Here is a 242-nt window from a genome sequence, read left to right on the forward strand (position 1 = left end):
CGACCATGGCGACGAGGGCGGCCAGCCCGCCGTACCAGATGACCGGCGTGCCGACCGCGAGGATCTCCTGCGCGCAGCTTCCCCCGCCGCACCCGCTCTCGGGGGTCTTCCAGTGGAACGCGACCGGGCGCAGCAGCAGCGGCCACTCCCACGGCTCGGACTGGTAGTCGTGCGGCTGCGCCAGGGTGGTGTGGAAGCCGAGGACCTGGAAGTGGTAGGCCAGCCAGGAGCGGATGGAGTCG

The 242-nt window shown here is 71.9% G+C and carries 1 pseudogene; it reads right to left on the reverse strand.

Going from position 1 to position 242, the window contains the following annotated elements:
• Nucleotides 1-242, reverse strand: a pseudogene (locus ACWJ6R_RS38325) (phospholipid carrier-dependent glycosyltransferase); the annotation flags it as partial.

The organism is Planomonospora algeriensis, assembly GCF_977012225.1.